Raw genomic sequence first — 25841 nt, 5'->3', positions numbered from 1 at the left:
GGCCCAGGCGAAGCCGGCGCCAAAGACCAAGGCCGAGGCGAGCAAGCCGGCAGCCGGCGCGCCCAAGACACCCGCCAAATCCCCGGCGAAAAAACCCGCGGCTAAAAAGCCGTCGGCGAACAAGAAAAGCGAGGAGTAGGGCATGACCCAGCTTCTGCAGGACAAAGACCGCATCTTCACCAATCTCTATGGCCGCCATGACTGGCGCCTGGAGGCGGCGAAGACGCGCGGCTCGTGGAACGGCACCAAGGAGATGCTGGAGCAGGGCCGCGACTGGATTATCGACCAAGTGAAGAAGTCGGGACTGCGCGGCCGAGGCGGCGCCGGTTTTCCCACCGGCCTCAAATGGTCTTTCATGCCGAAAGAAGTGGGCGCGCGCCCGCACTATCTGGTGGTCAACGCGGACGAGTCGGAACCCGGCACGTGCAAGGACCGCGAGATGATGCGCCACGATCCCCAGCACCTCATCGAGGGCTGCCTGATCGCCAGCTACGCCATGCGCGCGCACGAGTGCTACATCTATATCCGCGGCGAATATCAGCTGGAGCTGTCGCGCCTGGAAGCGGCGATCAAGGAGGCCTATGACGCCAGGCTGATCGGCAAGGACAATATCCACGGCTGGGATTTTGACCTCCACGTCCATCACGGCGCGGGCGCCTATATCTGCGGTGAAGAGACGGCCTTGCTGGAGAGCCTTGAAGGCAAGAAGGGTCAGCCGCGCATGAAGCCGCCTTTTCCGGCGAACGCCGGGCTCTATGGCTGCCCCACCACGGTGAACAATGTCGAGAGCATCGCGGTCGTTCCCACGATTTTGCGCCGCGGCGCGGACTGGTTTGCGGGCTTTGGCCGCGACGGCAATACCGGCACGAAAGTCTTCTCCATTTCCGGCCATGTGAATGCGCCGTGCAATGTGGAAGAGGCCATGAGCATCCCGCTCAAAACCCTCATCGAGCAGTATTGCGGAGGCGTGCGCGGCGGCTGGGATAATCTCAAGGCCGTGATCCCCGGCGGATCCTCGGTGCCCCTGCTGCCCAAGGACATCTGCGACACGGTGCTGATGGATTTCGATGCCCTGAAGGAGCACAAATCCGGTCTCGGCACGGCGGCGGTCATCGTCATGGACAACTCCACCGACGTGGTCCGCGCCATCGCGCGCATCAGCTATTTCTACAAGCATGAAAGCTGCGGCCAGTGCACGCCGTGCCGCGAAGGCACCGGCTGGATGTGGCGCGTGCTCGACCGCATGGCGCGCGGCGAGGCGGAAACGTCCGAGATCGACGATCTGCTGGACGTGGCCGGACAAGTGGAAGGCCACACGATCTGCGCCCTGGGCGACGCGGCGGCCTGGCCGGTGCAAGGCCTGATCCGCCATTTCCGCCACGAGATCGAAGCGCGCATCGACAACTATCGCGCCGGCAAGCCGGTGTTCACGGCGGCTGTGGCGGCGGAGTAGGGACACGACATGACCGACACCATGCGCACCATCGTCATCGACGGCGAGGAAGTCACGGTCCCGCAGGAGTATAATCTCCTGCAGGCCTCCGAGGCCGCGGGCCGGGAGATTCCGCGCTTTTGCTATCACGAGCGGCTCTCGGTGGCCGGCAATTGCCGGATGTGCCTTGTGGAGCTTGTGGGCGCGCCCAAGCCGGTGGCGTCCTGCGCCTTCCTGGTGAAGGACATGCGCGGCGGGCCCAATGGCGAGCCGCCGCAGATGAGGACGCTCTCCCCGCTGGTGAAGAAAGCGCGCGAGGGGGTGATGGAGTTCCTGCTCATCAACCATCCCCTCGACTGCCCGATCTGCGACCAGGGCGGGGAATGCGATCTGCAGGACCAGTCCATGGCCTATGGCCGTTCGGGTTCGCGCTATGGCGAGAACAAGCGCGCGGTGGAAGACAAGAATATGGGCCCGCTGATCAAGACGATCATGACCCGCTGCATCCAGTGCACGCGCTGCGTTCGCTTCGCCACCGAGATCGCGGGGGTCCCTGAGCTCGGCGCCATCGGGCGCGGCGAGGACATGGAGATCACTACCTATCTGGAGCACTCCATGACGTCGGAGCTGTCCGGAAACGTCATCGATCTGTGCCCGGTGGGCGCGCTGACCTCCAAGCCGTACGCCTTCAATGCGCGGCCCTGGGAGCTGACCAAGACTGAAAGCATCGACGTGATGGACGCGCTGGGCGCCAATATCCGCGTCGACGGGCGCATGGGCGCGGTGCTGCGCATCATGCCGGTGATCCATGACGACGTGAACGAGGAGTGGATTTCTGACAAGACCCGCTTCGTCTGGGACGGGCTGGGCCGCCAGCGCCTGGATCGCCCTTTCGCCAAGGTGAACGGCAAGCTCGCCCCGGTGGACTGGTCCAAGGCTCTGAAGATCGCCGCGGAGAAGCTCTCCGGCGACGCAGGCAAGATCGGCGTGATCGCGGGCGATCTCAACGAGGTCGAGGGGCTGAAAGCCGCCAGGGATTTGTTCGCCTCGCTGGGCGTCACATCGATCGATTGCCGCCAGGATGGCGCGAAGATCGGCGCGGGGCCTCGCGAAAGCTATCTGTTCAACTCCACCATCGCCGGCATCGATAGGGCCGACGCGATATTGCTGGTGGGGACCAATCCGCGCCTGGAATCGCCGGTGCTGAACGCGCGCATCCGCCAGCGCTGGCTCAATTCGGATATTGAGATCGGCCTGATCGGCGAAGCCGCCGACCTGACCTATGGTTATGAGCACGCCGGCACCAGCCCGGCCGACCTTGAGGGCCTGGCGCGCAAGCGCTCCGGCATCATGAAGGCGCTGAAAGACGCTGAGCGCCCGATGATCATCGTCGGCGCAGGCGCGCTTGCCCGCGAAGACGGCGCGGCGGTGCTGCGCGCCGCCGGCGCGCTGGCCGATACGGTGGGTGCGGTGACCGAGGGCTGGAACGGCTTCAACGTCCTGCACGCGGCGGCGAGCCGCGTCGGCGGTCTGGATCTCGGCTTCATGCCGGGCGAGGGCGGGCGCGACACCAACGCCATCCTGGACGGTGCGAGCAAGGGCGAGGTCGAAACCGTGGTGCTTCTGGGCGCCGACGAGATTGACACCGCCAAGCTCGGCGACGCCTTCGTCATCTATGTGGGCCATCACGGAGACGCCGGCGCCATGCGCGCCGATCTGGTTCTGCCGTCAGCCGCCTATACCGAGAAGAGCGGGCTTTATGTGAACACCGAAGGCCGCGTCCAGATGGGCGCGCGCGCGGTGTTTCCCAAGGGAGAAGCCAAAGAGGACTGGGCGATCTTCCGCGCCCTGTCCGGCGTCATGGGCAAGACGCTGCCCTATGACGATCTGAACGCCCTGCGCGCCGCGCTGATCGAAGAAAACGAAGTGTTCGGCCAGATCGACCATGCGCCGGGCTCTGCAAGCGCGCCTGGGTTCAAGGTGGCCGAGATCGGTGAGGCGGGCGAGATGTCCGCCGCGCCGTTCAAGAGCCCGGTGACGGACTTCTATCTCACCAACGCCATTGCGCGCGCGTCCAAGACCCTGGCCGAATGCTCGGCCATGGTGGCGGCTGCCCGCGCTCAATTGCAGGCGGCGGAGTAGACGATGGGCGCCTGGCTCAATACCAAGACGCTTCTCGGGGTGATCTTCGGGCTGGCCTTCGGCGCCGCCATGAGCTTTGTGCTGGGCGCGGCCGCCGGGATTCCCATGGGGCTGGGGCTGGCGCTGATGTGGGCCGTGGTTTTGAACGCGAGCCGGACCGCCGGCGGGCCGCAGACCGAGGCTGAGACCGACAAGGACGCGGACTGATGTATGACTTCGTGACCGATCACGGCCCGGTGGCGGGCACGCTGCTGGCTCTGGCCCAGATCATGGGTTTCGTGATCGTCCTGCTGCTCTCGCTCGCCTTCCTGCTGCTCATGGACCGCAAGGTCTGGGCGGCGGTGCAGCTGCGCAAGGGTCCCAACACGGTGGGCGCGTTCGGCCTGCTGCAATCCTTCGCCGACTTCATCAAGTTCGTGCTGAAAGAGATCGTGGTGCCCGCCGGCGCGGACCGGGCGCTGTTCCTGCTGGCGCCGCTTTTGACCTTCATCTTCGCCTTCATCACCTGGGCGGTGATCCCGGTGGCGCCCGGCTGGGTGATCGCCGATCTGAACGTGGGCATTCTTTACATCTTCGCGATCAGCTCGCTCGGGGTGTACGGCATCATCGTGGGGGGCTGGGCCTCCAACTCGAAATATCCGTTCCTGGGCTCGCTTCGCTCCGCCGCACAGATGGTGTCCTACGAGGTCTCCATCGGCTTTGTGCTGGTGACGATCCTGTTGATGGCCGGCTCCATGAACCTCTCCACCGTGGTGGAGGCGCAGGGCGGCGGCTTCTGGAACTGGCACGTCCTGTCTCTGGACATGCTGCCCATACCCGTCTTCCTCATCACCATCCCCATGTTCGGGATTTTCTTCATCTCCGCGCTGGCGGAGACCAACCGGCCGCCCTTCGACCTTCCCGAGGCCGAATCGGAACTCGTAGCGGGGTATCAGGTGGAATATTCCTCCACGCCGTACCTCTTGTTCATGATCGGGGAGTACCTGAACATCGTGCTCATGTGCGCGCTGATGACGGTCTTGTTCTTCGGCGGCTGGCACGCGCCCTTCGACGTGGTTCCGTTCACCTGGGTTCCCCCGGTGCTGTGGTTCTCGATCAAGGTGGTGTTCTTCTTCTTCATGTTCGCCATGGTGAAGGCGCTGGTGCCGCGCTACCGCTATGACCAGCTGATGCGGCTGGGCTGGAAGATCTTCCTGCCCACCTCGCTGGGCGCGGTGGCCGTCATGGGCGCGATCGTCGTCTATTCCAACGCGGCTGCAGGCTGAGAGAGACTCATCTCATGAACCGGATCGCCCAAACCCTTCGCGGCGCCGCCCTTCTGGACTTCTGGGGCGCCTTCGCGCTGGGCATGAAGTATTTCTTCAAGCCCAAGCCGACGATCAATTATCCCTTCGAAAAGGGACGCCTGTCGCCGCGCTTTCGCGGCCAGCACGCGCTGCGCCGCTACGCCAACGGCGAAGAGCGCTGCATCGCCTGCAAGCTGTGCGAAGCGGTGTGCCCGGCCCAGGCCATCACCATCGAGGCAGAGCCGCGCGCCGACGGATCCCGGCGCACCACGCGCTACGATATCGACATGGTCAAATGCATCTATTGCGGCTTCTGCGCCGAAGCCTGCCCGGTGGATGCGATCGTGGAAGGCCCCAATTTCGAATTCGCCGTCGAGACCCGCGAGGAACTCTACTACGACAAGGAGAAGCTCCTCGATAACGGCGATCGGTGGGAACGTGAAATCGCACGGAATCTCGAACTCGACGCGCGCTACCGGTAGCGCTATTACGGCGCGCGACTCCATAGCGGCTTAAGGGATTCTTCCCGAGGCCGGCCAGTCCTGACCCGGCGGAGCGCCCTCGCTTCGCCGCCCGTCCCAAAGGGGGGAAGACCCGTGCTGCAAGCGGCGGCCTTCTACATTCTGTCCGCAATCGCGATCCTTTCGGCGCTCATGGTGGTGTCGGTGAAGAATCCCGTGCGCGCGGTGCTGTTTCTGATCCTCACCTTCTTCGCGGCGGCGGGCCTGTTCGTGATCCTGGGCGCGGAGTTCCTGGCGATGATCCTGGTGATCGTCTATGTGGGCGCGGTCGCGGTATTGTTCCTGTTCGTGGTGATGATGCTGGACATCGACTTCGCCGCCCTGAAAGCCGGCTTTGTGGAAAACGCCCCCCTGGGCGGCTTCGTCGCGCTGTCGCTGGCGGGCATGCTGGCGGTGACGGGATTCGCCTGGGTCAGCGCCGAAAGCGCGCCCGGCAATCTGGCCGCGCCGACGCCGGAGGGCGTCTCCAACGTCGAAGCCCTGGGCGCGCTCATATACGACGACTACGTGCTCCATTTCCAACTCGCCGGCCTCGTCCTGCTGGTGGCCATGATCGGCGCCATCGTGCTCACGCTTCGTCATCGCGACGGGGTGAAGCGCCAGGACATGCACCGCCAGGTCACGCGCTCGCGCGCGGACTCGGTGGAGGTCGTCGAGGTCAAATCCGGTGAGGGAATCGGCTGATGCTTGAGGTCGGACTCGGACACTATCTCGCGCTCGCCGCGATCCTGTTCACCATCGGGGTGCTCGGGATCTTCGTGAACCGCAAGAACGTGATCATCCTCCTGATGTCGATCGAGCTGATGCTGCTGGCGGTCAACATCAATCTCGTGGCCTTCTCGGCCCATCTCGGCGATCTGGTCGGCCAGATCTTCGCCATGTTCATCCTAACCGTCGCCGCGGCTGAAGCCGCCGTCGGTCTCGCCATTCTCGTCGTCTTCTTCCGGAACCGCGGTGATATCGCGGTCGAAGGCGCCAATCTGATGAAGGGCTAGCGCTAGAGCCATGGCCTATATCGTCGTCTTCGCGCCGCTGCTTGCAGCGATCATCGCGGGCTTGTTGCAAAAGCAGATCGGCGACCGCGCGGCGCAGATCCTCACCACCGGCGGGACCATCCTGGCCGCGTTCTCGGCGATCGCGGTGTTCGTCGACGTGGCCGTGGGCGGCAATGCGCGCACGATTGAACTGGCGCGCTGGATCGCCATCGGCTCGTTCGAGGTGAACTGGGCTATCAAGCTGGATACGCTGTCGGCGGTCATGCTGGTGGTGATCACCAGCGTGTCCTCGCTGGTGCACGTCTATTCGTGGGGCTACATGTCCCATGACCCGCACCGCGCGCGCTTCTTCGCGTACCTGTCGCTGTTCACCTTCGCCATGCTGTCGCTGGTGACGGCCGACAACTTCATCCAGCTCTTCTTCGGCTGGGAGGGCGTGGGGCTCGCCTCCTATCTGCTGATCGGCTTCTGGTACAAGAAAGAGAGCGCCAACGCCGCCGCCATCAAGGCCTTCATCACCAACCGGGTGGGCGATTTCGGTCTGGCGCTGGGCGTGATGGCGATTTTCGCCGTGTTCGGCAGCGTGCAGTTCGACGAGGTTTTCGCCCAGGTTCCGCAGATGTCGGACACGGTGCTCACCGTGTTCGGGATGGACTTCCTGGCGCTGGAGCTGATCGCCTTCCTGCTGTTCATCGGCGCCATGGGCAAGTCCGCGCAATTCTTCCTTCATGTCTGGCTGCCTGACGCCATGGAAGGGCCGACGCCGGTGTCCGCCCTGATCCACGCCGCCACCATGGTGACGGCGGGCGTGTTCCTGGTCTGCCGCGCCTATCCGATCTACGAGCTGGCGCCGAACACCTCGGCGGTGATCACCTTCATCGGCGCGATCACGGCCCTGTTCGCCGCGACGGTGGGTCTGGTGCAGAACGACATCAAGCGGGTGATCGCCTATTCCACCTGTTCGCAGCTGGGCTACATGTTCTTCGCCGCAGGCCTCGGGCTTTATTCGGCGGCCATGTTCCACCTGTTCACGCACGCCTTCTTCAAGGCGCTCCTGTTTCTCGGTGCGGGCTCTGTGATCCACGGCCTCCACGACGAGCAGGACATGCGCAAGATGGGCGGCGTCTACAAGCTGCTGCCCCTGACCTGGATCCTCATGATCATCGGCACGCTGGCGCTGACCGGCGTGGGAATTCCGCTTCTGGGCGTCGGCTTCTCCGGCTTCTACTCCAAGGACATGATCATCGAGGAAGCCTTCATGATGGGTCAGGAGGGCCTGCCCTTCGGCATGTTCGCCTTCTGGATCGGCGTGTTCGCGGCGGGACTCACCAGCTTCTATTCCTGGCGCCTGATCTTCATGACCTTCCACGGCAAGCATCGCGGCGATCCTGAACACCTCAAGCACGCCCATGAGAGCGGCTGGGTCATGCTCGTCCCGCTGATCCTCTTGGCGGTGGGCGCGGTGTTCGCCGGCGCGATGTTCAAATCGGATTTCGTGGGCAAGGGCGCGCTGACCTTCTGGGGCGACTCCCTGCCTGCCGGGCCCTATGCCGAATATAATTACGGCGAATACGCGCCGGAGGGTGAAGCCTCTGCGGTCGAGCTTGCGGCGTCCGGCGCCGCTGGAGAGGCCGCAGGCGACGATCACGGCGCGGCTGAAGGCGATCACGGCGAGGGTGAGGGCGAGCATGGCGGCCACCACCCGCCGGTCTGGGTGCTGATCATTCCCGTGGGCGCCACGCTTATCGGGTTTGCGGCCTCGTGGTTCTTCTACATCGCCAATCCGCACCTGCCCGGACGCATTGCGGCGGGCGGCGGTCCGATCCACACCTTCCTCTACAACAAGTGGTATTTCGACGAGCTCTATAACGCCGTCTTCGTGCGCGGGACCCGCGCACTGGGAGATCTGTTCTGGAAGTTCGGCGATATGCGCATCATCGACGGTTTCGGTCCGAACGGGGTGGCCGCCACCGCGATCGCCGGCGCCAAGCGCATCGCCCGGCTGCAGAGCGGATACGTGTATCACTATGCCTTCTTCATGCTGATCGGAGTGCTGGGTCTGGCGCTCTGGATCGTCGCACGCGCCGGGGTGTAACGCGGAAATGCTTTCTCAGCTTCCAATTCTGTCCGCCATCACCTTCCTGCCGGCTTTCGGGGCGGTCGCGATCCTGATCCTGCGCGCGCTGATGCGCGCCGAGGATTCCGATGCGCTGGACAAGAACGCCAAGGGCGTCGCCCTGTTCGTGACCGGCTTCGTCTTCCTCCTTTCGGTGCTTCTTGTGCTGGACTTCGATTCCTCGAACCCGGGCTTCCAGTTTGTGGAAAGCGCGGCGTGGCTCGGGGATCTGGGCGTTTCCTACAAGATGGGCGTGGACGGGATCAGCGTGCTCTTCGTGCTGCTGACCGCCTTCCTCATGCCGATCTGCATCCTGTCCAGCTGGGGGCTGAAAACGCGCGTCGCCGACTACATGGCCGCCTTCCTGCTTCTGGAGACGCTGGTCATCGGCATTTTCTGCGCCCTGGACCTGGTGCTCTTCTACATCTTCTTTGAAGGCTCGCTGATCCCGATGTTCCTGATCATCGGGGTGTGGGGCGGGGCGAACCGGATCTACGCCGCGTTCAAATTCTTCCTCTATACCTTCATCGGCTCGGTGCTGATGCTGGCGGCGATGATCGTCATGTTCATCACCGCGGGCACCACCGATATCGAGGTGCTGCTGAACTTCCCGTTCGCCCAAAGTCTGCAGATCTGGCTGTGGCTGGGCTTCTTCGCCAGTTTCGCCGTGAAGATGCCCATGTGGCCGGTGCACACCTGGCTGCCCGACGCCCACGTGCAGGCGCCCACGGCCGGCTCGGTGATCCTTGCAGGCATCCTCTTGAAGCTTGGCGGCTACGGCTTCCTGCGCTTCTCCCTGCCCATGTTCCCGGACGCCAGCGCCTTCTTCCAGCCCATGGTGTTCGTCCTGTCGATCATCGCCATCGTCTACACCTCGCTGGTGGCGTTCCGGCAGACCGACATCAAGAAGCTCATCGCCTATTCGTCCGTGGCCCATATGGGCTTTGTGACGCTGGGGATTTTCGCCGCCAACGAGCTGGGCGTGCAGGGCGCGATCTTCCAGATGATCTCCCACGGGATCATCTCCGGCGCGCTCTTCCTGTGCGTGGGGGTGATCTATGACCGCTTCCACACCCGCGAGATCGCGTTCTATGGCGGGCTGGTGCACAAGATGCCGGTCTATGCGGCCTTCTTTGCGCTGTTCGCCATGGCCAATGTGGGCCTGCCGGGCACGTCCGGCTTCGTGGGCGAGATCACCACCATGATGGGCGCCTTCCAGGTGGATCCGCGCGTGGCTTTCGGCGCCGCGCTGGGGGTGATCTTCTCAGCGGTCTACATGCTCACGCTCTACAAGAAAGTCGTGCTGGGCCAGATCACCAATCCCAAAATCGAAACCGCCGTTGATCTGGGCGCCCGCGAATGGATCAACCTGACGATCCTTGCGGTTCTCGCGATCTATTTCGGCTTCTTAACCACGCCGATCACCGAGACGACGCGCGCCAGCGTGCAGCAACTCATCGAGCAATACGACGCAGCGACCGTGGACCCGCTTGAGGAGATGCTCTCCTCGCAGCAGGCCGCGCCCGCGCCCCAGACCGAATCCGAAGGCTAGCCATGTCAGCGTCCTCGCTTCTCAATGACCTCGCCTTGATGATCCCCGAGCTGATGCTCGCGGGGGGCGCGCTGGCGCTGTTGCTGCTGGGCGTATACTGGAAAAACGAGCAGGCGGGCGCGCGCCTGGTGATGCGCCTGGCCACCGTGCTGCTCGTGTTGGCGGCCGGCGTGGCGGTGTTCACAGCCGGCGAGGTCAGCACCACGCTGTTCGGCGGCGCCTTCGCGGTGGATAATTTCGCGCTCTACTCCAAGACCGTGGTGTTCCTCGCCGGGGCCGTGGCCCTCTTGCTGGCGTCGAGATATCTGGAGACTGAAAGGCTTTCCAAGCCCGAATATCCGGTCCTGGTGCTCCTGGCCACGTTGGGCATGGCGTTCATGATCAGCGCCAATGATCTGATGACGCTCTATCTCGGCCTCGAGATGCAGTCGCTGGCGCTCTACATCCTGGCCGCGTTCAACCGCGACTCCTTGCGCGCCTCCGAAGCGGGCCTGAAATACTTCGTGCTGGGCGCGCTCTCGTCGGGCCTGCTGCTCTACGGCTCTTCGCTGGTCTACGGCTTTGCGGGCACCACCTCCTTTGAAGGCATCGCCATCGCAGCAGCCGAGGAAGGGACCAATGTCGGGCTTCTGTTCGGCCTGGTGTTCGTGGTCTCCGGCCTGGCGTTCAAGATTTCCGCCGCGCCCTTCCACATGTGGACGCCCGACGTCTATGAAGGCGCCCCGACGCCGGTGGCCGCCTTCTTCGCCACTGCGCCCAAGCTTGCGGCCATGGCGCTTCTGGCGCGCGTTCTGACCGAGCCGTTCGGCCCCATGGTCGAAGACTGGCGCCAGATCGTCATTGTCCTGGCTCTGCTCTCCATGGCGTTCGGCGCGTTCGGCGCGCTGATGCAGTCCAACATCAAGCGCCTGATGGGCTATTCCTCGGTTGGCAATGTGGGCTACGCGCTCGTGGGCCTCGCGGCGGGCACCCAGCTCGGGGTGTGGTCGGTCCTGCTTTACATGACGCTCTACGTGGTCGGCGTCGCCGGCGCGTTCGGCGTGATCCTCTCCATGCGCCGCGCCGAGGGCATGGTGGAGCGCATCGACGATCTCAAAGGCCTCGCGCAGACCCGCCCGGCGCTCGGCTGGGCGATGACCGGGCTGATGTTCTCCATCGGCGGCATGCCGTTTCTTGTGGGCTTTTTCGGCAAGCTGTTCGTGTTCTATGCGGCCGCCTCGGCAGGGCTTGTCTGGCTGGTGGTCGTGGCGCTGCTCTTCTCGGCGGTGTCCATGGCCTATTATCTCAAAGTGGTGAAGGTGATCTGGTTTGACGAGCCGGAGGGCGAGTTCCTGCCGGCCCCGGCGGGCGTCGGCTTCGTCAGCAGCGCCGCGGGGCTGGCCACCGTCGTGCTGGTGCCGTTCGTGGCGATCCTGCTCGCTCAGGTGATCCGCGCCGGAACCGGCATCGGCGGATAGGGCGCGCCCTTGCGCATCGAGTTTCACGACGCGCTGGATTCCACCAATGAGGAGGCCAAGCGGCGCGCCCTGGCGGGAGAGGCGGGACCGCTTTGGATCGCCGCACGCCAGCAGACCGCCGGGCGTGGCCGCCGCGGCCGGGCCTGGGTCAGCAGCACAGGTAATCTCTTCGCCACCGGCCTGTTCCGCCTGAACGCCACGCCGGCCCAGGCGGCCAATCTCTCCTTCGCAGCCGCGCTGGCCGTGGGCGATCTCGCCGCCGCCCATATCGATCCCGAGATCGTCCGCCTGAAATGGCCCAATGACGTGTTGGTGGCCGGGCGCAAAGTGTCCGGCATCCTGCTGGAATCCGGCGCCCACGCTCAAGGAGGGCTGTGGCTGGCCGTGGGGATCGGGGTCAATCTGGCGCACCATCCAGACGACTCCGAGCGCCCCGCCACCGATTTCGCCGAGCAGGGCGCGGCCCTGAGCCCGGAACGCGCGGTGGAGACGCTGTCCACGCGCTTCGAGCACTGGCGCTTGCGGTGGGCTGAAGCCGGCTTTGAACCTCTTCGTGAAGCCTGGATCAGCCGCGCCCACGGGCTGGGCGAGCGCTGCACGGTGCGGCTGGCGGGCGAGACGCTGGAGGGCGTGTTCGCCGACCTCCACGAAGACGGATCGCTCAGGCTTGATTTGCCGGGCGGGTCGCGGCGCTTTATCTCCGCGGGCGACGTATTCTTTCCGCAGGGCTAGCCCCTGCCGTCATCCATAAAGGCAGGCCATGCTACTCGCCATCGATTGCGGCAACACCAATACGCTTTTCGCCGTCCATGACGGGACGGACTGGCGCGCCCAGTGGCGCACCGCCACCCATTCCACGCGCACCGCCGACGAATACGCGGTCTGGCTCAACCAGCTTCTCCAGCTTCAGGATCTGTCGCTGAAGGATATTACTGGCTGCGTGATCAGCTCGGTGGTGCCGCAATCTCTGTTCAATCTGAGAAACCTTGCGCGGCGCTATCTGGGCGGCGAGCCGCTGGTGGTTGGGGATTCCAGCGTGAATCTGGGCGTCACGGTGAATTTGCCGCGCCCCCAGGAAGCCGGCGCCGACCGGCTGGTGAACGCGCTGGGCTGCCGGGTGAAATATTCCGGCGCGCTGTGCATCGTGGACAGCGGCACCGCCACCACGTTCGACGTGGTCAGCGCGGAAGGCGCCTTTGAGGGCGGGGTCATCGCGCCGGGGATCAATCTCTCCATGCAGGCGTTGCACCAGGCGGCGGCCCGCCTGCCACGCATCGCCATCGAAAAACCGCCGCGCGTTCTGGGCACCGACACGGTGGGCGCCATGCAGTCGGGGGTGTTCTGGGGCTATGTCGATCTCATCGACGGGCTTGTGACACGGCTGAAAGCCGAGTACGGCGAGCCCATGACAGTTATCGCAACCGGCGGCGTCGCCTCCCTGTTCGAGGGCGCGACCCGCACCATTGATCATTATGATCCCGACGTGACCATTCGCGGGCTTCTGGAAGTCTGGCGGCGCAACGCATCTGAGGCCGCACAATGAACAAGAAAATCAAGGACACCGACGACAGCCAGGCGCTGTACTTCGTCCCGCTGGGCGGCTCCGGCGAGATCGGTATGAACCTCAATCTCTATGGCTACGGAGCCAGCGAGGAGGATCAGACCTGGATCATCGTGGATTGCGGGGTCACCTTCGGCGACCTCTCCACGCCCGGCGTCGACATCATCATGCCCGATCCCCGCTTCATCGAGGATCGCAAGCACCAGCTGGCCGGCATCGTGCTCACCCACGCCCACGAAGACCATATGGGCGCCGTGGCTCATCTCTGGCGCCGCCTGCGCTGCCCGATCTACGCCACCCCCTTCACGGCGTGGCTGATGCGCGACCGGCTTCAGGAGCACGGGCTTCTGAACGAGGCCGAGCTCATCGAAATCGGTCTGCACGACCGCTTCAATATCGGCCCGTTCGATATCGAGCTTGTGACCCTCACCCACTCCATCCCCGAACCCAACGGGCTGATCATCCGCACGCCGGCGGGCCTGGTGCTGCATACCGGCGACTGGAAGATTGATCCCGATCCGCTCATCGGCGCCTCCACCGACATCGCCAAGCTGGAAGCGGCCGGTGAAGAGGGCGTGATGGCCATGGTGTGCGACAGCACCAACGTCTTCACCAAGGGCGAGTCCGGCTCAGAACTGGGCGTGCGCGAAAACCTCACCAAGCTGGTGGGCCAGTTTAGCGGGCGGGTGGCGATCGCCGCCTTCGCCTCCAACGTCGCCCGGCTCGAAACCGCCATCAAAGCCGCCGAGGCCAATGGCCGCCGGGTGTGCCTGGTGGGCCGGTCCATGCACCGCATGACCCGCGCCGCCAAGGCGGTGGGAATGCTCGCCGACGTCCAGCCCTTCGTGGAAGAGGAAGAGGCGGGCTATTTTCCCAAGGACAAGATCCTGTATCTGTGCACCGGGTCCCAGGGCGAGCCGCGCGCGGCGCTGTCGCGCATCGCTGAAGGCGCCCATCGCAATGTCATCCTCAATGAGGGCGACGCGGTGGTCTTCTCCTCGCGCATCATTCCGGGCAACGAGAAGGGCATCTTCGAGCTGATGAACCGGCTCGCCGGGCGCGGGATCGACATCATCACCGAGCGCGACGCCCATATCCACGTCTCCGGCCACCCTTGCCGCGACGAGCTGGCCCAGATGTACGCCTGGGCCAGGCCCAATGTGGCGATCCCGGTCCATGGCGAGCTGCGCCACCTGAAAGAGCACGCCGCCTTCGCCCGCGAGCTGCAGGTGCCCCATTCGCTGGCGCCCCATAACGGCGCGGTGATCCGGATCACCAAAGACGGCGCAGCCATCGTCGATGAGGCGCCGTCCGGCCGGCTTCACGTGGACGGCAATTTCCTGGTGGATTCCGAAGCGGAGTCGATCAAGGAGCGCCGCCGCCTGTCGATTTCGGGCCATGTCACGGTCGCGGCCATCGTGTCGAACGGCGAACTTGTCGGCGCGGTGGATATTCGCTGCATGGGAGTCGCCGAAACCGCGGCCTTCGACATTGAAGATTTCATGGACGAGCTGGCGGACTCCGCCGAGGAAGCGTTCAAGCGCCTGGGCAAGCGCGACAAGCGCGACGAGGCCGCCGTGGAGGAGGCATTGCGCCGCGCCGTGCGCCGCGAAGCCAACCGCATCTGGGGCAAGAAACCCCATGTGGAAGCCATCGTGCTGAGCACGTAGCGACAGTCGTGCTGAGCACATAGGAAAAGGGACCGCCATGAAGATCGGACGTTTGAACCATGTGGGGGTCGCCACGCCTGACGTGGAGGCCGCCGCGAAGGTCTACGCCGATATCTATGGCGCCACGGACGCCACGCCGGCGAAGACGTTCGCGCATCTGGGCGTGAAAGTGATCTTCGTCACCCTGCCCAACATGCAGATCGAGCTGATCGAACCCGCGGGCGACGCCTCTCCGATCCACAAATTCCTTGAGAAGAACCCCAGGGGCGGCCAGCACCACATGTGCTTTGAGGTGTCCGACATCACCGCCGCCCGTGACGCCATGGTGGAGCGCGGCGCCACGGTTCTTGGAACCGGCGAGCCCTATATCGGCGCCCACGGCGTACCGGTGATTTTCGTCCACCCCAAGGACACCGGCGGCGTGCTCATCGAGCTGATGCAGGACCCGGCGCTCCACGATGGAAAGGGCGGCCATTGATCCAGAAGCTCTCCTGGGCGCTGGTCGCGCTTGTCGCCGTTTTGTGGATCGGGCAACTCTTCCTGCCCGGCGACGGCGTCAATTTCGTCACCGCCATCGTGGTCTATCTCATCGTCTGGTGGATGGTGTTCTTCTGCGTCCTGCCCCTGCGCGTTCAAAGCCAGCAGGAGATGGGCGATATCGAGCCGGGTTCAGAGCCCGGCGCCCCGGCCGATCCGCAGCTGAAATACAAGTTCAAGCTCACCAGCACGATCGCGGCCGGAATCTGGCTTGTGTACTATGTGGTGTTCGAGTTCCAGCTGCTGAGCCTGGACATGTTCCCCATCGGCCCGGCCCTCACGCCGGTCCAGTAGCGCGGGATGGGGCGCGGGAGTGAAGGCGGGCGGGGCGGCGCGCTCGCCAATAAAGCTGACCCATCGCTTGCAAGGTCAGGCGCGCGCGGTCTAATCATCGGTTCACCGATAACGCCGCCAATGCGGCCTGCTCCCCGGACCCTTCATGCGCCTGTCCCGCTATTTTCTGCCCGTCCTGAAAGAAACCCCGGCCGAGGCGCAGATCGTCTCGCACCGGCTGATGCTGCGCGCCGGCATGATCCGCCAGGAGGCGGCGGGCATCTACGCCTGGCTGCCGCTGGGCCACCGGGTCCTGAAGAAGATCGAGCAAATCGTGCGCGAGGAGCAGAACCGCGCCGGCGCCATCGAGATGCTGATGCCGACCCTGCAGCCGGCCGATCTGTGGCGCGAGAGCGGGCGCTATGACGGCTACGGCAAGGAAATGCTGCGCATCATCGACCGCCATGAGCGCGATCTTTTATACGGACCCACCAACGAGGAGATGATCACGGAGATATTCCGGGCCTCTGTGCGCTCCTACAAGGATCTGCCGAAAATCCTCTATCACATTCAGTGGAAGTTCCGCGACGAGATCCGGCCCCGCTTCGGCGTGATGCGCGGGCGCGAGTTTCTGATGAAGGATTCCTATTCCTTCGACCTGGACGAGGAAAGCGCGCGCCGCTCCTATAACCGCATGTTCGTGGCCTACCTCAACACCTTCGCCCGCATGGGGCTGAAGGCGGTGCCCATGCGCGCCGACACCGGCCCCATCGGCGGCGATCTCTCCCATGAATTCATCATTCTGGCCGAAACCGGCGAGAGCGAGGTGTTTCTGGATTCCGCGCTGGTGGAGATGCCCGCGCCCGGCCTCGACGTGAATTTCGACGGCGATCTGCAGGGCCTCGTCGATGAGCGCACCCGCTATTACGCCGCCACGGACGAGATGCACGAGGCCGCGCGCTTTGAGGCCGAAACGCCCGCCGAGCGGCGCCTGACCGCGCGCGGCATCGAGGTGGGCCACATCTTCTATTTCGGCGACAAATACTCAAAGCCCATGGGCGCGAAAGTCACCCATCCCGACGGGCAGGACCGCCCGGTCCATATGGGCTCTTACGGGGTCGGCGTGTCGCGCCTGCTGGGCGCCATCATCGAAGCCCATCACGATGAAAACGGCATGATCTGGCCGGCCGAAGTCGCGCCGTTCGGGGCCGGGATCATCAATCTCAAACCCGGCGACGAGGCCACCGACGCCGCCGCGCAGGCCGCCTATGACGCGCTGGGCCTGGCTGGTCTTGATCCGCTGCTGGACGATACGGGCGAGCGCGCCGGCGCCAAGTTCGCCACTATGGATCTGATCGGGCTGCCCTATCAGCTCGTGCTGGGCCCGCGCGGCGTGAAAGAGGGCAAGGCCGAGGTGAAGATCCGCAAGACCGGCGAGAAGCACGAGCTGTCCATTGAGGACGCGGTGTCGCGTCTGGCCGAGGGCGCGTTCTCTTGACGGGGCGGAGCGCCGATCGCGAAAGCGCTGGACCGGAGCGCGGCGCGGGGCCGTTCGCCGGCTTTGAGTTCCTGCTCGCCTTCCGCTATCTGCGCGCCCGGCGCAAGCAGGGCGGCGTGACGCTGATCTCCGTCATCTCCTTTGTCGGCATCATGCTGGCCGTCACCGCGCTGATCGCGGTGATGAGCGTGATGAACGGGTTCCGCCACGAGCTTCTGACCCGGCTTCTGGGCGTTCAGCCCCATGTCTATGTCTACCTTCCTCAGGAGGGCGCGGCGGATGCCGGCGCCATCGCCGACTCGATCCTGGAACTGGACGGCGTTCGCCAGGCGGGCCCTGTCGCCGTGGGTCAGGCGCTGGTGACATCCGGGCGCGGCGCCGCCTTCGCCCAGGTCGCCGGGGTGCGCCCGGAGGACCTCAGGCGCTTTGATCTGATCACCGGCGCGCGCGGCGCCGAAGAGGCCGGCGGCGGGCTGGTGCAGGGCTCGGCGGACGGGTTCGGGCAGGGCCGGAACGGCGGCGATGAAATCATCATCGGCTCGGCCATGGCCGGGCAGCTCGGCGTCCGGGCGGGCGATCAGGTGACCCTGGTGAGCCCGCGCGGCGCCCAGACCGCACTGGGGACCACGCCGCGCTCCAAGGCCTACACGGTGGGCGGAGTTATCACAGTGGGGGTGCAGGACCTCGATCAGATTCTCGTCTACATGCCGCTGGAGCAGGCCGCTCTTTTCTTCAACCGGCCGGCGGGCGGCGACTATATCGATGTGCGCATCGAGAACCCGGACGATCCAGATCCGGTGAAGGACCGCATCCGCGAGATCACGCCGGAGAACACGCTGGTGTTTGACTGGCGCCGTCAGAACGAGGCGTTCTGGAACGCGCTGCAGGTGGAGCGCGTGGCCATGCGGCTCATCCTGATGATCATCGTGCTTATCGCGGCCATGAACATCATTTCCGGCCTTGTGATGCTGGTGAAGAACAAGACCCGCGACATCGCCATCCTGCGCACCATGGGCGCCAGCCAGGGCGCGGTGATGCGCATCTTCCTCATCGCCGGCGCCGCTGTCGGCGTGCTTGGCACCCTCGCGGGCATCTGTCTGGGGCTGGTCTTCGTGGCCTTTATCGGCCCGATCCAGGATTTCGTCAGCTGGGCGTCGGGTACGCAGGTCTTCGATCCCAGTGTCTATAATCTCTATCGCCTGCCGGCGCGGGTGGACTGGGGCGAGGTGGCGTTCGTCGCCTTCTGGGGATTCTTCACCGCACTTCTGGCCACACTGCCGCCGAGCTGGCGGGCCGGGCGCATCGATCCGGTGGAGGCGCTGCGCTATGAGTGACGACCGCATTCCCGCCCTGTCCATTCGCGGGCTGGAGCGCACCTATGAGACCGAGGGCGAAAGCCTGACCGTGCTCAAGGGCGCCGATCTCGACCTCTATCCCGGCGAGCTTGTCGGGCTGGTGGGACCGTCCGGCTCCGGCAAGTCGTCGCTCCTGCACGCGGCGGCGTTGCTGGAAAAGCCCACCGCCGGCGAGGTGCGCCTGGCCGGGCGCGACGGCCTCGCCTTGAGCGAGCGCGAACGCACGGCCCTGCGCCGGCGCGAGGTGGGGTTCGTCTATCAGTTTCACCATCTCATGCCCGAGCTCGATGCGCTGGACAATGTCGCGCTGCCCCAGCTGATCGCGGGCGTAGCCCCGAAAACGGCGCGCGCTGCAGCGCGTGAGCGTCTGGCTTCGCTGGGCCTTGAAGGGCGCCTGAGCCATCGGCCCGGCCAGCTTTCCGGGGGCGAGCAGCAGCGTGTCGCCATCGCGCGCGCCCTGGTGAACCGGCCGCGCCTCGTGCTGGCCGACGAGCCCACAGGCAATCTCGATCCGGCGACGTCTGATCAGGTGTTCGACGCTCTCGGCGCAGCCTGCCGCGAAGCCGGCGCCGCTGCGCTGGTGGCGACCCACAATATCGCGCTTGCGCGGCGTATGGATCGGGTCGTCACGCTGCAGGACGGCCGGATCATCGCCTGGACCGACGTCGACGCGCCGGCCTGAAGCGCTCGGAACGTTTCACGAACCCATTGATCCGCCGTCGTTTTTCCACAAACGAATCATGGGGCTTGACGCGCGGAACAAAAGAAGAAAACATGCAAGGGAACAAAACAGGAATAGCCAGCCTTGAGAGCTGGCTTTCAAGGAGAAGTCCCATGCGTTCTTTCGTCGAAGATCTCACCTCCGCCGCCGTCATCATCGGCTTCATCAGCGTCGCCCTGTCTGTCAGCGCCGCCTTCGTCGGCTAGACTGGTTCGTCTAGGCTGAGGGCCTGTCGAATCAGATGAGGCCGCAGACGCGGCGGGAGACCATGATGACCGGGCCTTTCGTCCATTTGCGGATGCGGTCGCCTTACTCGCTGCTGGAAGGCTCGATCCGTATCAAGGAGACGGCCGCCCTCTGCAAGACGATGGGCATGCCCGCTGCGGCGATCACCGACACCAACAATCTGTTCGGTGCGCTGGAGTTCTCCGAGACCCTGTCGGGGGAAGGCGTCCAGCCCATCATCGGCTGCACCCTCTCGATCCAGCTCGAGGCGCCGCGGCCGGGCGAGCGCTCCACGCTGGACGGGACGCTGGTCTTTCTGGCCAAGGATGCGGCCGGCTACGCCAATCTCATGAAGCTGTCCTCGGCGGCCTATCTGGAGGTCGGCGCCACGGACGCCGCCCACATCTCCATCGAGCGCGCGCTGTCCCACGCCGAGGGGCTGATCTGCCTCACCGGCGGCCATGACGGCGTTCTCAACCGGCTGGTCTGCAACGGGCGCACCGGCCCCGCCGATGCGCTTCTGGACCGGCTGGAGGCGGCGTTCGGCGACCGGCTCTATGTGGAGCTTCAGCGCCACGGCCGTCCCGAAGACCTTACGGCCGAGGACTATCTGGTGGAGCGCGCCTACGCGCGGGGCCTGCCTCTGGTGGCCACCAACGAGCCGTACTTCGTCACCGCCGACAGGTACGGCGCCCATGACGCGCTTCTGTGCATCGCCGAGGGCGCCTATGTCAGCCAGAGCGACCGGCGTCAGGTCACGCCGGAGCACTATTTCAAGTCCGCCGCCGAGATGGCGGAGCGGTTCTCCGATCTGCCCGAGGCGATCGAGGCCACCGTGGAGATCGCCCGGCGCTGCGCCTTTCGTCCGCGCACCGGCGCACCGATCCTTCCAAGCTTTCCCACCACCGGGTCCAGAGACGAGGCGGCCGAGCTTCGCGCCCAGGCACTGGCCGGGCTCGATGCGCGGCTCGCCAAGATCGAGCCTTCCGCCACGCGCGAAGAGTATGACGCACGCCTGGAATACGAGCTCGGGATCATCGAGCGCATGGGCTTTCCCGGCTATTTCCTGATCGTCTCCGACTTCATCAAATGGGCGAAGGCCAATGACATTCCGGTGGGTCCGGGCCGGGGGTCCGGCGCGGGATCGCTGGTGGCCTGGGTGCTCACGATCACCGATCTTGATCCGCTGCGCTTCGGGCTCCTGTTCGAGCGGTTCCTGAATCCGGAACGGGTGTCCATGCCCGACTTCGACGTGGATTTCTGCCAGGACCGGCGCGGCGAGGTGATCCGCTATGTGAAGGATCAGTACGGCGCCGACCGCGTGGCCCAGATCATCACCTTCGGCACCCTGCAGGCGCGCGCCGTGGTGCGCGATGTGGGCAGGGTGCTTCAGCTGCCCTTCGGCCTGGTGGATCGCATCGCCAAGCTGGTGCCCAACAACCCGGCCCAGCCCACCACGCTGGCCGAGGCTGTAAAGCAGGAGCCCAAGCTTCAGGCCATGCGCGACGAGGATGATCAGGTCGCCCGCCTGATCGAGGTGGCGCTGCAACTAGAAGGCATGTTCCGCAACGCCTCCACCCACGCCGCCGGCGTGGTGATCGGCGACCGGCCGCTGCAGGAGCTTGTGCCGCTCTATCAGGATCCGCGTTCGGATCTGCCGGCCACACAGTTCAACATGAAATGGGTCGAGCCGGCCGGCCTGGTGAAGTTCGACTTTCTGGGTCTCAAGACGCTCACCGTGATTGCGCGCGCGCTTGATTATATCGAGCAGGCCGGTGGTGAGCGACCGGACCTGGAGGCGCTGGGGTTTGAAGATCCGGCGACCTACGAGCTGTTGTCGTCAGGCGGATCGATCGGCGTGTTCCAGCTGGAATCCACTGGCATGCGCGACACGCTGCGCAAGCTGAAGCCGGACACGATCGAAGACGTGATCGCGCTGATCTCGCTCTATCGTCCCGGGCCCATGAAGAATATCGACGTCTATGTGGACCGCAAGTTCGGCCGCGCCGAGCCCGACTATCTCCATCCGGATCTGGAGAAGGTGCTAAAGGAGACGTTCGGCGTCATCATCTATCAGGAACAGGTGATGCAGATCGCCCAGATCCTGTCGGGATACTCCCTGGGCGAAGCCGATCTGCTGCGCCGGGCCATGGGCAAGAAAAAGCCCGAAGAAATGGCCAAGCAGCGCGAGCGCTTTCAGGAGGGCGCCCAGAAGCACGGCCTGACGCAGCACCGGGCCGACTATATCTTTGATCTGGTCGCAGAATTCGCCGGCTACGGCTTCAACAAATCCCACGCCGCCGCCTACGCCCTCATCGCCTATCGCACAGGCTGGCTGAAAGCCAACCACCCGGTGGCCTTCATGGCCGCGTTGATGAGCCTCGACATGGCCAACACCGACAAGCTGGCGGTGTTCTTCCAGGAGACACGGCGCATGGGGCTTGAAGTGCTGCCGCCGGACGTGAACGCCAGCCGCGCCGATTTTTCGGTGGAGGCGGGCAAGGTGCGTTACGCGCTCGGCGCCATCCGAAATGTGGGTTTTGCGGCCATGGAGCATGTGGTGTCCGTGCGCCGCGAGGGCGGACCGTTCAAGGATCTCTATGATTTCGCCGAACGGGTCGACCCGCGCCAGGTCAACAAGCGTGCCTTTGAAAACCTTGCGCGCGCCGGCGCCTTTGACGCCCTGGAGCCGGACCGGGCGCGGGCGCTGTCGGCGGCTGAAACGCTGTTGGGCATGGCCCAGAAGGCCCATCAGGAGCGTGAAAGCGCTCAAGTGTCGCTGTTCGGCGGCGCCGGCGAGGGCGGCGCCTCGGGGCTCGCCCGGCCGCGGCTGCCGGATGTGGAGCCGTTTGACCCGGTTCGCCGGCTTGATGAAGAGCTTGCCGCCATCGGCTTCTATCTTTCCGGCCACCCTCTGGATGATATGGGCCCCTCGCTGGCCCGGCGCGGCGTGGTTTTGTTCGCAGACCTCCCCGCCGCCGTGGCCGAGGGCAAGAGCGCCGTGCGCATGGCCGCAATGGTGCGGCGCAGGCAGGAAAAGGTGTCGCGGCGTTCCGGCGAGAAATTCGCCTTCGTCACGCTGTCTGACCCCTCCGGTGAGTTCGAGGCCCTGGCGCCGCCCAAGGTCCTGCGCGAGATCCGGGACATTCTGGAGCCGGGCGGCGCCGTGATCCTGGCCGCCAAGATTGAAGAGCAGGACGAGGGGCTGCGCCTGATCATCGACGGCGCCGACGTGCTGGATCCCAACGCCGCCGAGCATAACGGCGCCGGGGTGCGTATCCATGTGGACGCGCTTGAATGCCTTGATCCGCTTCGAAAGCGCATCGAGCGCGCCGACGGGCGCGAAGGTCCGCGCGGCGGCGTGCATCTTGTCGTGCCCTTGAGCGACGGGCGCTGCGCGGAGATTCGCCTGCCTGGCCGCCACGCCATCGACCCGGCCGCCAGAGCGGCGTTCAAGGCGGTGAGCGGCGTGCTGGAGGTGGAGCAGCTCTAGGCGGACGCCGAAGCGCGCCGCCCGGACCCTTCCAGGGACGACGGCGAGCTTGGCGGGGTGATCCCGGCGGCGATGGCGGATTCGCATCGCCGGGTGCTGCCACGAACGCTGCTCATCGCTTGCGGGCGGGCTCACATCCCCGTATAAGCGCGCGCGATCCCGCACGCGGAGCTCGGCGTCTGAATGGTCAGACGTCGCTCCGGTGCCGCGCCGCGCATTTTCCTGTCAGGAAAGGCTCGGCCGGCTCCGCTCCGCGGAGGCCAACCGGAAAAGGAAACGATCAAATGGCCCTTCCCGAATTCTCCATGCGTCAGCTTTTGGAAGCCGGCGCGCACTTCGGCCACCAGACTCACCGCTGGAACCCGAAGATGAAGACCTACATCTTTGGTGAGCGCTCCAATATTCACATCATCGACCTGTCGCAGACGGTTCCGCTCCTGCACCAGGCGCTGGTGAAAGTGCGCGACGTGGCCGCATCGGGCGGCCGCATCCTGTTTGTCGGCACCAAGCGCCAGGCTTCCGAGCCGATCGCGCTGGCCGCTCAGCGTTGCGCGCAATACTACATGAACCATCGCTGGCTGGGCGGCACGCTCACCAACTGGCAGACGATCTCCCATTCTATCGCGCGCCTGCGTGAGCTGGAAGGCCTGCTGGACGCCGAGGGCGGGCCCACCGGCCTCACCAAGAAAGAAATCCTGATGCTCACGCGTGAGCGTGAGAAGCTTGAGCGCTCGCTGGGCGGCATCAAGGAAATGGGCGGCACGCCGGACCTGATGTTCGTGATCGACACCAATAAGGAGGCGATCGCGATCCAGGAGGCCAAGCGCCTGAACATCCCGGTGGTGGCGATTCTCGACACCAATTGCGATCCCGATCCCATCGATTTCCCGATCCCTGGCAATGATGACGCGGCCCGTGCGCTGTCGCTTTACTGCGACCTGATCGCCGAAGCGGTGCTGGACGGCATCTCCGACAGCCAGGCCGGATTCGGCATGGATCTGGGCGAGAGCGAAGCGCCGAGCGAAGCCCAGCTGGGCCTCACAGAGGCGGAAGCCCCCGCTGCAACGCCGGCCGAGACCGCGGTTGAGGCCCCGGCTGAAACCACCGAGCCGGCCGCAGAAGAGGCCAAGCCGGACGTGGAAGCCGCCCCGCAAGAAGACGCCAAGACCGAATAGCGTACAGCGCTTTTACAAGGAGACCTCCCCATGGCTCAGATCACAGCCGCCCTCGTCAAAGAGCTTCGCGACACGACGGGCGCGGGCATGATGGACTGCAAGAAAGCGCTCGCCGAAACCGATGGTGACGTCGCCGCCGCCGTCGACTGGCTGCGCAAGAAGGGCCTGTCAAAGGCCGCCAAGAAAGCCGACCGCGTCGCCGCCGAGGGTCTTGTGGCCGTCGCCGCCGTCGATCGCGGAAACGGCATGGCCGCCGCCAGCGTGGAAGTGAACTCGGAAACCGACTTTGTTGCGCGCAACGAAGTTTTCCAGGCCGCCGTCGCCGAGATCGCCCGGCTGGCGATCGACGCGCCCGACGTCGAAAAGCTCACCGAAGCCAAGACCGCGAAAGGCGCCTCCGTCTCCGACATGCTCACCAATCTGATCGCCACGATCGGGGAGAACATGTCGGTGCGCCGCGCCTCCGCGCTCGCGGTCGATCCCGGCGTGGTGGCCGCTTATGTCCACAACGCCGCCGCTGACAATATGGGCAAGATCGGCGTTCTGGTGGCCCTGAAGTCGGAAGGCGACAAGGCCGTACTTCTCGAGCTTGGCCGCAAGATCGCCATGCACGTGGCGGCCGCCTCGCCGTCGGCGGCCGTGGCCGTCACCGAAGCCGGGGTGGACACCGCCATCGTAGATAAGGAGCGCGAGGTCTTCGCTGACCAGGCGCGCCAGGCAGGCAAGCCGGACAACATCATCGAGAAGATGGTCGAAGGCCGCCTGCGCAAGTTCTACGAGGAAGTGGTCCTCCTCAAGCAGCCCTTCGTGTTCGATCCGGACAAGTCCGTGGGCGAAGCGGTGAAGGCGGCTGAAGCCGAGGCCGGCGCTCCCATCGAACTCACCGGTTTCGCCCGGATGGTTCTGGGTGAGGGCGTTGAAAAGAAACACGAAGACTTCGCCGCCGAAGTGGCCGCCGTCGGCAAGGGCTAAAGTCTTCTCTAGGCATGGCGAAGCCCGGGCGTTATCACGCTCGGGCTTTGTCGCGTCTCGGGCGCGAGGGTTCGAATCAGGAGGTGACCGGCTTGACCGACGACGCACCATCACCGGCGAAAACGCCGCGAGGCCGTTTCAAACGGGTGCTGCTGAAAGTATCCGGAGAGGCGCTGATGGGCGACGAGGCCTACGGCATCGACATGACCACCGCCGACCGGATCGCGCGCGAAGTGGGTGACGCGGTGGAGGCCGGATACGAGCTCTGCCTCGTCATCGGCGGCGGCAATATCTTTCGCGGGCTTTCAGCGGCCGCCAAGGGCATGGAGCGCGCCGCCGCCGACTATATGGGCATGCTGGCCACCATCATGAACGCCCTGGCCATGCAGACCGCGCTGGAGCGAGTCGGCGTGTCAACGCGGGTGCAGTCGGCGATTCCCATGACCACGGTGTGCGAGCCCTATATTCGCCGGCGCGCCATCCGTCATATGGAAAAGGGCCGCGTCGTGATCTTCGCCGCCGGCACCGGCAACCCGTTTTTCACCACCGACACCGCCGCGGCGCTGCGCGCCGCCGAGATGGGCTGCGACGCCCTGTTCAAGGGCACCAGCGTGGACGGCGTCTATGATGACGATCCGCGGAAAAACCCCAGGGCGGAGCGGTTTGAAACCCTTGACTATATGGACGTTCTGGCGCGCGATCTTAAAGTCATGGACGCCTCGGCGGTGACGCTGATGCGCGATAATCAGATCCCGATCGTGGTGTTTAACATCCGCGAGAAGGGCGGGCTCGCGCGGGTCCTCGAAGGCGAGGGCACGTGCACGATCGTCGGCGGTGCGCCGCGCGGCGGATAAAGGGAG

General features: G+C 65.1%; 22 protein-coding genes. All 22 read left to right on the top strand.

Features of this window, described 5'->3' with window-relative positions; genetic code table 11:
* Positions 1 to 142 precede the first annotated feature (142 nt).
* The 22 genes from nuoF (at position 143) to pyrH (ending at position 25835) form a co-directional block, all read left to right on the top strand.
* Entirely contained in the window at positions 143 to 1453 is a 1311-nt protein-coding gene (gene nuoF, locus ACWCOP_RS08905) for an NADH-quinone oxidoreductase subunit NuoF (protein WP_478247935.1), read from the top strand.
* 9 nt (positions 1454 to 1462) lie between these two features.
* Positions 1463 to 3574, top strand: coding sequence for an NADH-quinone oxidoreductase subunit NuoG (gene nuoG / locus ACWCOP_RS08900; RefSeq protein ID WP_478247934.1), 2112 nt, complete (start codon positions 1463 to 1465; stop codon positions 3572 to 3574).
* 3 nt (positions 3575 to 3577) lie between these two features.
* Positions 3578 to 3781, top strand: a complete 204-nt coding sequence (locus ACWCOP_RS08895) for a hypothetical protein (protein ID WP_478247933.1) — start codon at positions 3578 to 3580, stop codon at positions 3779 to 3781.
* The gene (nuoH, locus tag ACWCOP_RS08890) at positions 3781 to 4839 is read left to right on the top strand and encodes an NADH-quinone oxidoreductase subunit NuoH (RefSeq protein WP_478247932.1); all 1059 of its coding nucleotides are present in this window, start codon (positions 3781 to 3783) and stop codon (positions 4837 to 4839) included. The genes ACWCOP_RS08895 and nuoH overlap by 1 nt, the downstream gene beginning before the upstream one ends.
* A 14-nt stretch (positions 4840 to 4853) precedes the next feature.
* On the top strand, positions 4854 to 5342 hold the full coding sequence (gene nuoI / locus ACWCOP_RS08885) for an NADH-quinone oxidoreductase subunit NuoI (RefSeq protein WP_478247931.1): 489 nt from the start codon (positions 4854 to 4856) through the stop codon (positions 5340 to 5342).
* Positions 5343 to 5456: 114 nt separating this feature from the next.
* On the top strand, positions 5457 to 6065 hold the full coding sequence (locus ACWCOP_RS08880) for an NADH-quinone oxidoreductase subunit J (RefSeq protein ID WP_478247930.1): 609 nt from the start codon (positions 5457 to 5459) through the stop codon (positions 6063 to 6065).
* Positions 6065 to 6376: an NADH-quinone oxidoreductase subunit NuoK gene (gene nuoK / locus ACWCOP_RS08875; protein WP_478247929.1), complete on the top strand. Its 312-nt coding sequence runs from the start codon at positions 6065 to 6067 to the stop codon at positions 6374 to 6376. Before ACWCOP_RS08880 ends, nuoK begins: the two co-directional genes overlap by 1 nt.
* A 10-nt stretch (positions 6377 to 6386) precedes the next feature.
* Positions 6387 to 8471, top strand: coding sequence for an NADH-quinone oxidoreductase subunit L (gene nuoL, locus ACWCOP_RS08870; RefSeq protein ID WP_478247928.1), 2085 nt, complete (start codon positions 6387 to 6389; stop codon positions 8469 to 8471).
* A 7-nt stretch (positions 8472 to 8478) separates the two neighbouring features.
* Entirely contained in the window at positions 8479 to 10044 is a 1566-nt protein-coding gene (locus ACWCOP_RS08865) for an NADH-quinone oxidoreductase subunit M (RefSeq protein ID WP_478247927.1), read from the top strand.
* Between the two features lie 2 nt (positions 10045 to 10046).
* Positions 10047 to 11501: an NADH-quinone oxidoreductase subunit NuoN gene (nuoN, locus tag ACWCOP_RS08860; protein ID WP_478247926.1), complete on the top strand. Its 1455-nt coding sequence runs from the start codon at positions 10047 to 10049 to the stop codon at positions 11499 to 11501.
* A 9-nt stretch (positions 11502 to 11510) separates the two neighbouring features.
* Complete coding sequence (locus tag ACWCOP_RS08855; RefSeq protein WP_478247925.1) at positions 11511 to 12233, top strand: biotin--[acetyl-CoA-carboxylase] ligase; 723 nt, start codon at positions 11511 to 11513, stop codon at positions 12231 to 12233.
* 28 nt (positions 12234 to 12261) lie between these two features.
* Entirely contained in the window at positions 12262 to 13044 is a 783-nt protein-coding gene (locus tag ACWCOP_RS08850; RefSeq protein ID WP_478247924.1) for a type III pantothenate kinase, read from the top strand.
* Positions 13041 to 14732, top strand: a complete 1692-nt coding sequence (locus ACWCOP_RS08845) for a ribonuclease J (RefSeq protein ID WP_478247923.1) — start codon at positions 13041 to 13043, stop codon at positions 14730 to 14732. The genes ACWCOP_RS08850 and ACWCOP_RS08845 overlap by 4 nt, the downstream gene beginning before the upstream one ends.
* A gap of 37 nt (positions 14733 to 14769) precedes the next feature.
* On the top strand, positions 14770 to 15210 hold the full coding sequence (mce, locus tag ACWCOP_RS08840) for a methylmalonyl-CoA epimerase (protein WP_478247922.1): 441 nt from the start codon (positions 14770 to 14772) through the stop codon (positions 15208 to 15210).
* The gene (locus ACWCOP_RS08835) at positions 15207 to 15563 is read left to right on the top strand and encodes a DUF1467 family protein (protein WP_478247921.1); all 357 of its coding nucleotides are present in this window, start codon (positions 15207 to 15209) and stop codon (positions 15561 to 15563) included. The genes mce and ACWCOP_RS08835 overlap by 4 nt, the downstream gene beginning before the upstream one ends.
* A 145-nt stretch (positions 15564 to 15708) precedes the next feature.
* Complete coding sequence (gene proS / locus ACWCOP_RS08830; protein ID WP_478247920.1) at positions 15709 to 17040, top strand: proline--tRNA ligase; 1332 nt, start codon at positions 15709 to 15711, stop codon at positions 17038 to 17040.
* Positions 17037 to 18374, top strand: coding sequence for a lipoprotein-releasing ABC transporter permease subunit (locus ACWCOP_RS08825; protein ID WP_478247919.1), 1338 nt, complete (start codon positions 17037 to 17039; stop codon positions 18372 to 18374). Before proS ends, ACWCOP_RS08825 begins: the two co-directional genes overlap by 4 nt.
* On the top strand, positions 18367 to 19077 hold the full coding sequence (locus tag ACWCOP_RS08820; RefSeq protein ID WP_478247918.1) for an ABC transporter ATP-binding protein: 711 nt from the start codon (positions 18367 to 18369) through the stop codon (positions 19075 to 19077). The genes ACWCOP_RS08825 and ACWCOP_RS08820 overlap by 8 nt, the downstream gene beginning before the upstream one ends.
* 307 nt (positions 19078 to 19384) lie before the next feature.
* The gene (gene dnaE / locus ACWCOP_RS08815) at positions 19385 to 22834 is read left to right on the top strand and encodes a DNA polymerase III subunit alpha (RefSeq protein ID WP_478247917.1); all 3450 of its coding nucleotides are present in this window, start codon (positions 19385 to 19387) and stop codon (positions 22832 to 22834) included.
* Between the two features lie 284 nt (positions 22835 to 23118).
* Entirely contained in the window at positions 23119 to 24009 is an 891-nt protein-coding gene (gene rpsB, locus ACWCOP_RS08810) for a 30S ribosomal protein S2 (RefSeq protein ID WP_478247916.1), read from the top strand.
* 30 nt (positions 24010 to 24039) lie between these two features.
* The gene (gene tsf, locus ACWCOP_RS08805; protein WP_478247915.1) at positions 24040 to 24981 is read left to right on the top strand and encodes a translation elongation factor Ts; all 942 of its coding nucleotides are present in this window, start codon (positions 24040 to 24042) and stop codon (positions 24979 to 24981) included.
* Positions 24982 to 25073: 92 nt separating this feature from the next.
* Entirely contained in the window at positions 25074 to 25835 is a 762-nt protein-coding gene (pyrH, locus tag ACWCOP_RS08800; RefSeq protein ID WP_478247914.1) for a UMP kinase, read from the top strand.
* The last annotated feature ends 6 nt before the right edge of the window (positions 25836 to 25841 follow it).

The sequence above is a fragment of the Apolloniradiicaulis salifontis genome, from assembly GCF_053756655.1.
Note: the sequence above shows the minus strand (reverse complement) of the source record. Positions and strands in the feature narration are given on the sequence as shown.

Excerpts from the sequence above, each read along its gene's own strand:
- nuoH (WP_478247932.1), top strand. The coding sequence starts at position 3,781 with ATGTATGACTTCGTGACCGATCACGGCCCGGTGGCGGGCACGCTGCTG.
- dnaE (WP_478247917.1), top strand. The coding sequence starts at position 19,385 with ATGATGACCGGGCCTTTCGTCCATTTGCGGATGCGGTCGCCTTACTCG.
- nuoN (WP_478247926.1), top strand. The coding sequence starts at position 10,047 with ATGTCAGCGTCCTCGCTTCTCAATGACCTCGCCTTGATGATCCCCGAG.
- nuoL (WP_478247928.1), top strand. The coding sequence starts at position 6,387 with ATGGCCTATATCGTCGTCTTCGCGCCGCTGCTTGCAGCGATCATCGCG.
- nuoK (WP_478247929.1), top strand. The coding sequence starts at position 6,065 with ATGCTTGAGGTCGGACTCGGACACTATCTCGCGCTCGCCGCGATCCTG.
- ACWCOP_RS08895 (WP_478247933.1), top strand. The coding sequence starts at position 3,578 with ATGGGCGCCTGGCTCAATACCAAGACGCTTCTCGGGGTGATCTTCGGG.
- ACWCOP_RS08850 (WP_478247924.1), top strand. The coding sequence starts at position 12,262 with ATGCTACTCGCCATCGATTGCGGCAACACCAATACGCTTTTCGCCGTC.
- tsf (WP_478247915.1), top strand. The coding sequence starts at position 24,040 with ATGGCTCAGATCACAGCCGCCCTCGTCAAAGAGCTTCGCGACACGACG.
- proS (WP_478247920.1), top strand. The coding sequence starts at position 15,709 with ATGCGCCTGTCCCGCTATTTTCTGCCCGTCCTGAAAGAAACCCCGGCC.
- ACWCOP_RS08845 (WP_478247923.1), top strand. The coding sequence starts at position 13,041 with ATGAACAAGAAAATCAAGGACACCGACGACAGCCAGGCGCTGTACTTC.
- nuoF (WP_478247935.1), top strand. The coding sequence starts at position 143 with ATGACCCAGCTTCTGCAGGACAAAGACCGCATCTTCACCAATCTCTAT.
- mce (WP_478247922.1), top strand. The coding sequence starts at position 14,770 with ATGAAGATCGGACGTTTGAACCATGTGGGGGTCGCCACGCCTGACGTG.
- ACWCOP_RS08865 (WP_478247927.1), top strand. The coding sequence starts at position 8,479 with ATGCTTTCTCAGCTTCCAATTCTGTCCGCCATCACCTTCCTGCCGGCT.
- rpsB (WP_478247916.1), top strand. The coding sequence starts at position 23,119 with ATGGCCCTTCCCGAATTCTCCATGCGTCAGCTTTTGGAAGCCGGCGCG.
- ACWCOP_RS08820 (WP_478247918.1), top strand. The coding sequence starts at position 18,367 with ATGAGTGACGACCGCATTCCCGCCCTGTCCATTCGCGGGCTGGAGCGC.
- nuoG (WP_478247934.1), top strand. The coding sequence starts at position 1,463 with ATGACCGACACCATGCGCACCATCGTCATCGACGGCGAGGAAGTCACG.
- nuoI (WP_478247931.1), top strand. The coding sequence starts at position 4,854 with ATGAACCGGATCGCCCAAACCCTTCGCGGCGCCGCCCTTCTGGACTTC.